At 76.3% G+C, this 9,772-nt stretch carries 7 protein-coding genes; 1 reads left to right on the forward strand and 6 read right to left on the reverse strand.

Annotated features, from left to right (window positions below; translation table 11 throughout):
- Positions 1-146: 146 nt before the first annotated feature.
- From wrbA to guaD, 6 genes are all read right to left on the reverse strand, one after another.
- Complete coding sequence (wrbA, locus tag DEF28_RS23365; protein WP_114400582.1) at positions 147-764, reverse strand: NAD(P)H:quinone oxidoreductase; 618 nt, start codon at positions 762-764, stop codon at positions 147-149.
- A gap of 933 nt (positions 765-1,697) precedes the next feature.
- Positions 1,698-2,546: an ABC transporter ATP-binding protein gene (locus DEF28_RS23370; protein WP_114400583.1), complete on the reverse strand. Its 849-nt coding sequence runs from the start codon at positions 2,544-2,546 to the stop codon at positions 1,698-1,700.
- The gene (locus tag DEF28_RS23375; protein ID WP_114400584.1) at positions 2,543-3,625 is read right to left on the reverse strand and encodes an iron chelate uptake ABC transporter family permease subunit; all 1,083 of its coding nucleotides are present in this window, start codon (positions 3,623-3,625) and stop codon (positions 2,543-2,545) included. The genes DEF28_RS23370 and DEF28_RS23375 overlap by 4 nt, the downstream gene beginning before the upstream one ends.
- Positions 3,622-4,656, reverse strand: a complete 1,035-nt coding sequence (locus DEF28_RS23380; RefSeq protein WP_199493473.1) for a FecCD family ABC transporter permease — start codon at positions 4,654-4,656, stop codon at positions 3,622-3,624. Before DEF28_RS23380 ends, DEF28_RS23375 begins: the two co-directional genes overlap by 4 nt.
- Positions 4,653-5,684, reverse strand: a complete 1,032-nt coding sequence (locus DEF28_RS23385) for an ABC transporter substrate-binding protein (protein ID WP_199493475.1) — start codon at positions 5,682-5,684, stop codon at positions 4,653-4,655. Before DEF28_RS23385 ends, DEF28_RS23380 begins: the two co-directional genes overlap by 4 nt.
- 241 nt (positions 5,685-5,925) lie before the next feature.
- Positions 5,926-8,265: a guanine deaminase gene (gene guaD / locus DEF28_RS23390; protein ID WP_114433721.1), complete on the reverse strand. Its 2,340-nt coding sequence runs from the start codon at positions 8,263-8,265 to the stop codon at positions 5,926-5,928.
- 234 nt (positions 8,266-8,499) lie between these two features.
- On the opposite strand from guaD, the gene DEF28_RS23395 reads away from it, so the two are divergent.
- Positions 8,500-9,558 (forward strand): NAD(P)/FAD-dependent oxidoreductase, encoded by a 1,059-nt coding sequence (locus DEF28_RS23395; protein ID WP_114400586.1) that lies wholly within the window; start codon positions 8,500-8,502, stop codon positions 9,556-9,558.
- The last annotated feature ends 214 nt before the right edge of the window (positions 9,559-9,772 follow it).

Consider the following 9,772-nt stretch of genomic DNA (forward strand, 5'->3'; position numbering starts at 1 on the left):
GGACTCGGCACGGGCATGGCGCCACCTCCCGGTTCCCGGATCATCGGGCACCTGGGGCGGCCGGCGCAAGGGCCGGGCGCGGGGTGGCAGGAGGTGGTCACCGCGCCCGGGTCGGCGGTGCGGCGCCGACCCGGGCCGGGGTCGTCCTAGAAGGCGCCGCGGCCGGTCAGCGCGGCGGCGACCCGCAGGACGCGCCGGGTCTGCACCTGGGCGGCGGTGCGGGTCTGGTCGGCGACCGGGTTGCCGCCCTGGGCATCGACGTGGGAGGTGCCGTAGGGGTTGCCGTCGGCGAACTTGCTGGGGTCGGTGTAGCCGGGCGGCACGATGATGCCGCCGAAGTGGTAGAAGCTGTTGGACAGCGCGAGCAGGGTGGACTCCTGGCCGCCGTGGGCGGTGGAGGTGGAGGTGAAGCCGGAGTACACCTTGTCGGCCAGCAGGCCCTGGGCCCACTGCGGGCCGAGGGTGTCGATGAACTGCTTGAGCTGGGCGGCGATGTTGCCGTAGCGGGTGGGCGAGCCGAAGATGACGGCGTCGGCCCACACGATGTCGTCGGGCGTGGCCTCGGCGACGTCGGCGGTGGCCTCGACGTTGGCGGCCCACGCCGGGTTGCTCGCGATGGCCTCGGCCGGCGCGAGCTCGGCGGCCTTGCGCAGCCGGACCTCGGCGCCCTCCTTCTCCGCGGTCTCCGCGATCTCGCGGGCGATGGTGGTGCCGACCCCGGTGGCGGAGTAGTAGATGACGCTGAGCTTCACGGATTCGCTCATGGCGAGCCCCCTTGTCTTGCCGGAATGCAAAATAGTTGAAATTTCAACCACATGGCGGACAGCCCGCCCCCTCACCTGCGGCGGACCAGCCCCACCTTAGCTTCCCCGCAAGATGATTCCAATACAGGGGAACCCGGCGCCCCCTGGACAGGTGCCGGGCAGGGCTCCGAGCCGCCCTGCCCGACCGCCGCGATCGCCCTGCCTGGCCTGGGGCGGCGTCCTCCAGATCCCCGCCGGCTCCGCGTCCCTGCCAAGTTGATCACACAGGGCGGTCCGGCCCGGTGGCCCGCGGCGGGGCGGTCCCCCGCGCCCGCGTTCCCGGTTGGCGGGACGCGCGGGTGTCGAGCGGCAGGCCGGAGCGGGTCCCGGCCGTCATGGCCGTTCTCCCGCTGCGCGCGGCTGGGCGGCGGGGACCGGGGCCCGGTCGGCGTCCGCCGCGGTGCCGGTGCCCGCCGTGCCGGTGCGGCGGGCACGGCGTCCGGCGCGCACCCCGTCCCGAAGCCGGGAGCGGGGTGCGGTGCGCACCAGGCACGACGCGGCAGGGCTCCCGGGCCGGATTCGCCCTGGACCGCTGACGCGGGTCCGCCGGCCCATGGGTCCCCGTCGCGAGGGGCGCCAGGGATGGGCGGGCGCCATCATCCGGACGTCGTCGCCCCGGCCCGGCGGTCCGGTCCGGTCCGGACCGCCGGGCCGCACGCGCTGCCGGGGGACGGCCGGCCCGCACCCGCCAGCAGGTCCCGGCCGCCGGACACCGCGAGCCGACGACTACAGCCGCTGACCAGCCGACCGGTCCCTCGTCAAGGGTGAGGGGCACCCCGGAGAGCACGTCGGAGACCGCCCGGACGGCGCGCTGAGCGGCACGACGGGAACAGGCCCCGTCGGTCGAGGAGTCCGTGCGGGCACCGGCACCGGCGGCGGCCCGCACGGGGAGGGTCACACCGGGGCGTCGAGCCGGCACACGGGCGTGCCGTACCGCTCGTCGGTGAGCACCCGGCCCGCCACGCCGAAGACGTCCCGCAGCAGCGCCGGGCTCAGCACGTCGGCCGGCGGGCCGTCGGCGGCGAGCCGGCCGTCGCGCAGCGCCAGCAGCCGGCCCGCGTAGCGGGCGGCGTGGTCGAGGTCGTGCAGCACCATCACGACGGTGAGCCGCTCGGCGAACGCGCGGACCAGTTCCATCACCTCCAACTGGTGCCGGACGTCGAGGTAGGTCGTCGGCTCGTCCAGCAGCAGGATCCGGGTGTCCTGGGCGAGCGCGAGGGCCAGCCGGACCCGCTGCCGCTCGCCGCCGGACAGCGTCTCCAGGGGGCGGTCGGCCAGTTCGGCGACGCCGGCGCGCTCCATCGCCGTCCGGGTCACCTCGTCCTCGGCGTCGCGCAGCAGCCCCAGGACCCCCCGGTGGGCGAACCGGCCCTGCCGGACCAGTTGGCGGGCCGTCATACCGGGCACCGGGGGCAGCGACTGGTGCAGGATCGCCACGCGGCGCGCCGTCGCCCGCCGCCCCAGGCCGGCGATGTCGCGCCCGTCCAGCAGCACCGATCCACCGCTCGGCCGCGCCATGCCGCCCAGCAGCCGGAGCAGCGTGCTCTTGCCGCACCCGTTGCGGCCCACCAGCGCCACCGTCTCGCCGTGCCGGATGCGCAGACTCAGTCCGCGCAGCACCGGCCTGCGGTCGTAGTGGAAGGTGACGTCGCGAAGCTCGAAGGCGGTCTCGGCCGCCGTGCCCGCCGCCGCCGGCGCGGCGGCCCCGGTCGCGGACTCCTCGATCACGGACTCCTCGGTCACGGTCGCTCCCCCAGGGTGTGCTGCCGGCGAACGGCGATGATGAGCAGGACGGCCCCGGCCACCGCGGTCACCGAGCCGGCCGGCAGCCCCAGCCGCTGGGTCTCCGCGCCGGCCGGCACCAGCAGGGTCACCGCCTGGGCGACCGCGTCGGCGGCGGACACCGCCACCGCTCCGGCGAGCGCGGTGACCGGGACGAGCAGCCGCGGCTCGCGGCCGACGACCGCGGTGGCGAGCAGCGGCGCGATCAGCCCGACGAATCCGACGACCCCCACGACCGCGACCGCCGCGGCCGCCAGCACCACCGCGCACAGCAGGGCGGCGAACCGCGCCGGGCGGACGGCGAGCCCCACCGCGGCGGCGTGCTCGTCGCCGCCCTGCATGACGGCCAGCAGCGGCGAGAGCAGCCACGCGGAGAGGATGCCGAGCGCGGCCCACGGCGCCAGCATCCGCAGGTGGTCGGCGGTGAGACCGGTCAGCGACCCGGTCAGCCACCGCAGCGCGCCGGCGGCCTCCGCCTGGCTGAGCACCAGCAGCACGGCCGTGACACCGGACAGCGCGACGCCGACCAGCACGCCGTTGATCGTCAGCCACACCGGGTCCGTGCGGCGCCGGCCGCTCAGCAGCCAGAGCAGCCCGCCACCGGCCAGGCCGCCCGCCATGGCGGCGAGCACCGCGGTCGCCGCCTGGCCGGCGACGGCGCCCAGCCGCAGCGCGACCACCACCCCGAGCACGGCCCCGCCGCCCACCCCGGTGAGCTCCGGGGACGCCAGCGGGTTGCGCAGCGCGATCTGCAGGAGCAGACCGGAGACCCCCAGGCAGGCGCCGGCCAGCACCGCGACGGCGGCGCGCGGCATCCGCAGCGCCCACAGGATGTGCTCGCCGGTGGGGTCGGCTCCGGACCGGGTGAGCGCCGCCCACACGCCGTCGAGCGCCAGCCCGCGCCCCAGCGCCAGCTGGCCCGCGACCGACACCGCCAGCGCCGCCGCGAGCACGGCGCAGGCCACCGCGCAGCGCACGGCCGGGCCGCGGGCCGCCCGGGCCACCGCGACGGCGCCCGCGGCGCCCGCCACCGCGCTCATCCGGACCCCGCGATCGCCCGGGCCCGCAGCAGGAGCAGGCCGCCGACGATGCCGACCGTGCCCGTGAAGGCGCCCAGCGGGAGCTCCAGCGGGTGGAAGGCGGTGCGCGCGGCGAGGTCGGCGAGCACCGTGATGGTGCCGCCCAGCAGCGCCGCCCACCCCAGCCGGGCGCGCGGGGTGGCCGAGGGCAGCAGCGCCCGCGCCAGCATGGGGGCCAGGAACCCGACCCACGAGATCGGGCCGCACGCCGCGACCACGACCGACACCAGGACCGCGGCGACCGCGAGCACCGCGAGCCGGGCGCGGTCGGGGTGCAGCCCGAGCGACGCGGCGGCGTCGTCGCCCAGGCCCAGCACGCCGAGCAGCGGCAGGCAGCACAGCAGCGCCGGCGCGGCGACCACCAGCCAGGGCGCCATCATGGCCAGCTCGGGCCAGCCCGCGCCGACCAGCGAGCCCAGGACGTAGCGGAACACCAGGCCGAGCTGGAACTGGTCGGCCATGCTGGTGATGGCGTAGACGACGCCGTTGAGGGCGGCGGCGACCGCGGCGCCGGTGAGCAGCATGGCGGCGGCGTTGCCGGCCCGGCGGGCCACCAGCAGGCAGACCCCGCCGCCCGCGATCCCGCCGGCCAGCGCGAGGCCGGGGACCGCGGCGGCGGCCACCGGGAGGCCGAACACGGTGACGGCGGCGACCACGGCGGCGGACCCCGCCGAGACGCCGAGCAGTTCGGGGACCGCCAGCGGGTTGCGCAGCGCCTCCTGCAGCAGCAGGCCGGCGCTACCCAGTGCGACGCCGGCGCACAGGCCGAGCAGCATCCGGGGCAGCCGGATCTCCCGGACGACCACCCCGGTGAGCGAGTCGGGGTCGGTGAGGGCCTGGGGCAGGGCGGCCGGCGCGATCACCGGCCGCCCGAGGCACAGCGCCGCAACGCAGCCGGCGGCGAGCAGGAGCGCGGGGAGGGCCCAGGCGAGCCGGGCGGGGCCGCTCCGGCGCTCGGTGGCGCGCCCGGTGGGGCGGGCGGCCACACTCACCGGCGCGCCAGGTCGACGGCGTCGCCCAGCACGATACCCAGGGAGCGGGTACCGCGTCCGGTGGCCCAGGGGGCGAGGTCCACCTCGTAGACCCGGTCCTCGCGCACGGCCTCGATCCGGTTCCAGACGGGGTCGTCGGCGAACTGCTCGCTGAGGGGGGCGTCGTCGGGCGAGAAGGTGAACGACTCCAGGAAGATCAGGTCGGGGTCGCCGGCGAGGATCTCCTCCATGCTGTAGTCGGAGCCGCCGGCCTGGTGGCCGCCGGTGCCCCGGTCCGCCCAGTCGTAGTCGAACACCTGGTCCAGCAGCCCGCCCACGATGGAGCCCCGCGAGTCGACCTGGAAGGAGCCGTCGCTGCCGTAGAGGACGAGCGGCTTGAGCTCGGCCAGGCCCTCCTCGGCGGCGGTGGCCTGCGCGTCGGCGAGGGCGTCGTAGAACCGCTGCTCGGCGGCGGCCTGCTGCTCGCCCCGCCCGGTCAGCGCCGCGGCGGCGCGCAGGTAGTCGACGGAGTCCTGCCAACTCCGGGAGTCGGTGAGCCAGACGGTGGTGGAGGTGCCGAGCGCGGGCGCCAGCCCCTCGTGCGAGCCGGCCAGGCCGATGACGAGGTCGGGCTCCAGGCGGGTGATGGCCTCGACGTCCTCGTTGCCGAAGCCGCCCGGGACGACCGGGACCTCGTCGGCCTCCTCCCCCAGGAAGCCCTCGTGCGCGAGGATCTGCGGGTTGGACGTCGCGGCCGGGCGCAGCCCCAGCTCCAGCAGGATGTCGTCGCACAGGGCGACGAGGCAGACGACGCTCTCGGGCGGGGCGTCCAGGGACACCTCGGTCCCACGGGGGTCGGTGACGGTCAGCGCCGGCTCCACCGCCGTGGCCTGGTGCGCGGCGGCGTCGACGACCGCCTCGGTCCGCTCCTCCGCCGGTCCGCCGGGGTCGGCCGCGCATCCGGCGGACAGGAGCAGCGCAGCGGCGACGACGGCACCGGGTCGGACGCGTCGGGGGAAACTGAGGAACATGATGGAAATGATTATCATGTCCGCATTGTGGTTGTCGAGACCTTTACGGCGGTGGCGCTCCCGCCAGCGCCCACCGGGCTGCCGATCCGGCGCGCCGAGCTCGTCCCCGGCGGCCAAGCGGTAGGTACCCGCGCGCGGCTGCCGCCACTCCGGCCGGCCTGGCCGGGTGGGGCCAGCACCCCGGGCGCGCGCCGGCGGGCCGGTCGGCCGCCCGGCCCGCCGGCGGTGCCGCGTCCACCCCGGCGGGCCGCGGCCGGCTTCAGTCCTTGCCGGTGTAGACGCAGTACAGGTCCCCGTGGAAGGCGGTCATCCGGGGCTGCCCCGCGGAGTACGTTCCGGGGAGCGGCCTGAGCGGCCCCCACGCGGGGCTCTCGGTGCCCCGCGCGGTGGACCACACCTTCGGCCGGGCGTTGACGCCGTGCCCGCAGGCGTAGAGCAGTCCGTTGTAGGGCGTCACACCGGGCTGGAAGCTCCCGTGGGTGTGCGGGATCTCCTGGTACCCGTGCCAGGTGGCGGGCTCGCCCTCCGCCGGCGGGCCGTAGCGCACGCACTTCACCGGGGCGCTGAGGCCCGCGCTGTTGTACAGCACGTAGAGGTGGCCGGCGTAGGGGGCGGCGGTCAGCGACGCGTCCTTGCCGTCCATCTGCCACAGCCGCTCCGGGTCCGTCCACGCCGCGTCGCCGCTCTCCTCGGTCCCCCGCGACATCCACCACAGCCACCGGTCGGTGTCGACGAAGAAGACCCGGAGCCTTCCGTCGTAGGCCGCCGCGGCGGGCGGGCGCCGGGTCGCCGCCTTGGGCAGCGCGCCGTGGTAGTGCCACCGGCCCTCACCGGGCGCGCCGTCCTCCCGCCGGAAGGAGCGGTGGCCGACGGGGAGCCCCTCGCCCCTACCGGATTCGGTGCTGAAGACGTGCAGGCTCCCGTCGAAGGCGGCGATGGTGGGGCTGCTCGCCACGAAGGGCCGCGGCAGCGTGGCGGGCACGCTCCAGGACCGGCCGTCGTACACCGCCGACCGGAGGTTTCCGCCCTCGTCGCGGAACACGCAGTGCAGGCCGCCGGCGTAGGCGTCGATGACCGGGACCCCCTTGGACCTCCCGCCCACGGCGACGCTCGGCCGCCAGCTCTCCGCGGCCCAGTCGTAGGAGGTGCACCGTACCTGGTCGTACTCGGACTTCGACTCCTTCTCCTTCTCCGGCCGCCGCTCGTAGGCGAGCCGCCCGTCCACGTAGCTGGCGCGCACCATCCGGTCGTCGCCCAGCATCGCCAGCGAGAACAGCAGCTCCCCGATGTCGTCCCGGTGCCGTTCCGTCCGCTTGGCCAGGATCGGGGTGGCCTCCAGGTCGAGCACCACGAAGTCCGCCTCCGACCCCGCCTCCAGGGTCCCCACCGCGTCCTGGAGCCCCATGGCGGTGGCGCCGCCGAGCGTCGCCAGGTAGAAGAGCTGCTCGGCGGTGACCTGGGTGTAGTCGCCGAGCGCGGCCACCTTGTACGCCTCGTTCATCGTCGTCAGCAGGGAGTGGCTGGTGCCGCCTCCGACGTCCGTGCCGAGCCCCACCCTGAGCGGCCGGTGCGGAAGTTTCGCCGCGCGCAGGTTGAACCTCCCGCTGCCGAGGAACAGGTTCGAGGTGGGGCAGTGCGACAGGGCGGCCTGCCTGGCGTGGCAGCGGTCCATCTCGTCATCGCTGAGGTACACGCCGTGCGCGAGCACGGCCCCGGCGTCGGTGAGCCCGTAGTGCTCGTAGACGTCGAGGTAGTCCCGGCGGTCGGGGAAGAGTTCGCGGACCTTGTAGACCTCGTCGGGGTTCTCGGCGATGTGGGTCTGCATGAGGACGCCCCTGCGCCGGTAGCGCGCCCAGAGCCGCCCGGCCTCCCGGAGCATGTCGTCGCTGCACACCACCGCGAAGCGGGGGGTGATGGCGTAGACCAGCCGGTTGTCCGTCCGCTCGTGCCAGTCCGAGATGAGCTGCTCGGTCTGGCGCATGGCGGTGCCGACGTCGGGGTCGAGGAGGTCCTCGGGGATCCGCTCGCCCCGGTCCATCAGCACCTTCCCGGCCGCGATGCGCATCCGCCGGCCCGCGGCCTCGCGGAACAGCGACTCGACCGAGTACGAATGCGTGGCGCAGTGCACCAGCGCCGTGGTGGTGCCGTTGCGCAGGAGCTCGTCGCAGAACAGCTTCGCGATCTCGTCGGTGTAGGCCCGGTCCTGCGGGGTCCGGTCGCTGAAGCGCAGCTCCTCCGGATAGATGTAGCGTTCCAGCCACTCGATGAGCTTGGCGCCGTGCGCGGCGATGATGTTGGTCTGGGTGCTGTGGACGTGGGTGTCGACGAAGCCGGGGATGATGAGGTGGCGGTCGTCGTAGCGGGTCAGCCGGTAGCCGGGCGGGACCCGGGCCGCGTCGTAGGGCCCCGAGTAGGTGATCCTGCCGTCCGCGCAGACGAGCAGGCCGTCCCGCACGTGCGTCCGGCACTGGGCGGGCGGCCGGACGAACGGGTCGTCGTGGTACCACAGCAGCCGGCCGCGCACGGCGGTGCCGGTGGGGCCGGGCCGGCTCGCCGACCCCTCCGCGCCGTTCAGCTCCGCCGTTCCGATGTCCTCCATGTGCTCTCCTTCCTGGTCGGCGGCCGCGGCGCGCCCGGCGCGCCCGGGCGCGGGCGGGACGCGCTTGCGTGGTCCGCGGCGAGGCCACCGCTGCCCGGGCCCGGGAGCGTGAAACCCCGCCCCCGGACACCGGACGGTCAAGGCTCGCCGGCGTCGCCGTGTTGCCGTTCTGGCAACGTCTGTTGCCATCGTTCGCCGCGATCGCGCAGGGTTGCCGGCGAACGGAGGTAGCAGATGAACGGACAGGTGGTACCCGAGGCGGCGGCCCCCGGCGGCGGTGGCCGGAGATACGAGGCCGTGGTGATCGGCGGCGGAGCCGCCGGGTTGAGCGGCGCACTGACCCTGGGCCGGGCGCGGCGCTCGGTCCTGGTCGTGGACGACGGGCGGCCGCGCAACGCCCCGGCCGGCGGGGTGCACGTCTACCTGGGGCGGGAGGGCACGCCGCCGGGTGAGCTGCTCGCCGCGGGGCGGGAGGAGGTCCGCCGTTACGGCGGGGAGTTCGCGGAGGGCACCGTGGTGTCCGTGCAGCGCGCCGGCGAGGAGTTCCGGGTCGTCCTCGCCGACGGCCGCGAGGTCCGCGCGGCGCGGCTGCTGGTGGCGACCGGGCTGGCCGACGAGCTGCCGCCGGTGCCCGGCCTCGCCGCGCTGTGGGGCACCGACGTCCTGCACTGCCCCTACTGCCACGGCTGGGAGGTCCGCGACCAGGCGATCGGGGTCCTGGGCACCGGCCCCCTCGCGGTGCACCAGGCGCTGCTGTGGCGGCAGTGGAGCGAGCACGTCACCCTCTTCCTGCACACCGGGCCGGAGCCGGCGGAGGAGGAGTACGAGCAGCTCGCCGCCCGCGGCGTGGCCGTGGTGGACGGCGAGGTCGCCGCGCTGGAGACCGAGGGCGGCCGGCTGAGCGGGGTGCGGCTGGCCGGTGGCACGGTCCTCGCCTGCCAGGCGCTGGCCGTGGCACCGGGTCTCGCGCCCCGCGCCGGATTCCTCGCCCCCCTCGGCCTGCGCCCGGTCGCCCTGGAGCGCGATGGCGCGGTGATCGGCCGCCACATCGCGGCGGACGCCACCGGGAGGACGGCGGTGCCGGGCGTCTGGGTCGCGGGCAACGTGGCCAGCCCCGTGGAGCAGGTCATCGGCTCCGCCGCCGCGGCGGTCCGCGCCGCGGGCGCCCTCAACGCCGACCTCATCGCGGAGGAGACCCGCCGGGCGGTCGCCGCGCGGCGCGCGCCGTTCTCCGCGGCGATGGAGCGCGAGGCGAGCGAGCGCGTCCTCGGCGCGAGCCGCCACGGGATCTGACCCGGCAGCGCACCGCGGGCGGGTGCGGGCGAGCGCCCGCCCGCACCCGCCCGCCGACGCCCGTCCCGGGGCCGTCCCGCTGCCACCCCGGCCGGGCCGCTCCGGGGACCCCCGCAGGCGGCGCCCCGGCGCGCACCGGCCGCCGGCCATCGAACCGGTACCGCCCTCCCCGCGCCGCGCTGGCCGCACGCCCGATTCGGAACCGACCGTGGGG

The organism is Marinitenerispora sediminis (genome assembly GCF_003336425.1).
Classification (GTDB): Bacteria; Actinomycetota; Actinomycetes; order Streptosporangiales; family Streptosporangiaceae; genus Marinitenerispora; species Marinitenerispora sediminis.